This is a genomic window from Clostridioides sp. ZZV15-6597 (assembly GCF_020657815.1).
Classification (GTDB): Bacteria; Bacillota; Clostridia; order Peptostreptococcales; family Peptostreptococcaceae; genus Clostridioides.
Window position 1 is genome coordinate 1 of the sequence record NZ_JAGWCT010000227.1, and the last position, 1124, is coordinate 1124.

Annotated in this window: 2 protein-coding genes; both read left to right on the forward strand. The window is 24.6% G+C overall.

Features of this window, described 5'->3' with window-relative positions:
• Nucleotides 1-172 precede the first annotated feature (172 nt).
• Nucleotides 173-535, forward strand: a complete 363-nt coding sequence (locus KGF52_RS20995; protein WP_227841519.1) for a metal-dependent transcriptional regulator — start codon at nt 173-175, stop codon at nt 533-535.
• Between the two features lie 11 nt (nt 536-546).
• Nucleotides 547-1124, forward strand: a 578-nt coding sequence (locus KGF52_RS21000) for a cupin domain-containing protein (protein WP_227841520.1), incomplete at its 3' end; no start/stop codon positions are given.

The window sequence follows — 1124 nt, forward strand, 5'->3', positions numbered from 1 at the left end:
TGATAAGATATATTAATGTAAGTGATAAAAATATTTATGAGTATAAAAGTGAGTGTTTTTTATTATATATATGAACAATCTAGATTATGATGTTAAAACATACAGTTATACTTTTTTAATTGGTATGATAAAAATATTAGAATTGAATTGTTATTGCTTGGGGGAAGTAGAAATGTATGAATCAAGAGAAAATTATTTAGAGACAATATTGATTTTGGAAAAGAAAAATGGAATTGTAAAGTCTATTGATATAGCAAAAGAACTAAATTATAGTAAAGCAAGTGTAAGTAGAGCTGTAGGGATTTTAAAAGAAAGTGGTTTCATTGTAATGAAGTTTGATGGTGAAATTATTTTAACTGAAAATGGTAGAAAAAAAGCAGAAGAAATTTATGAAAAACATATTTTAATTACTAGATTTCTAATAAATACATTGGGAATTTCATTCAATATAGCTGAAAAAGATGCATGTAGAATAGAGCATGTTATAAGCAATGAGACGTTTGAAAGAATAAAAAAATATTTAGACAAAAACTAAGAGGTGAGCTTATGGAGTATTTTAGTGAGTCGAGTAAATATGAAATGCAAAAATTTAATTGGGGAGAAGTTACATGGATACATGAGCCATCAAAAACACAATCTAATAGACTTAGTGCTGGAGTTGTAAAATTTTTTCCAGGAAATTGTCAAGAAAAACATTTTCATTTAAGTGAAGAACAACTTTTATACGTGATTCAAGGAGAAGGAATACAAATAATTGATGGTAGAAAGATTAATATAAAGAAATCATCAATAATCTATTGCCCACCATATTCAGAACATGAAATTATAAATACTGGTAAAAATGATTTGATAATATTAATCGCCTATGTTCCCTATAAATTTTCGAGCTTAAAACAATTACCAATCATGTTTTCTGAGAATAATATACAAGAGTTAATTAATATAAATATAATTGAAAATATTGCAAATCAAATATCTAATATACTGAAGCTAAAAATATCTATTTATGATTCAAAACACGAAAAAATATTTGAAACTAATGGAGAAGTTAAGTTTTGCAATATTTGCAAAAACATAAGAACATGTAATAGAAAACTTAATAAAAATATAAATAACGATAATTT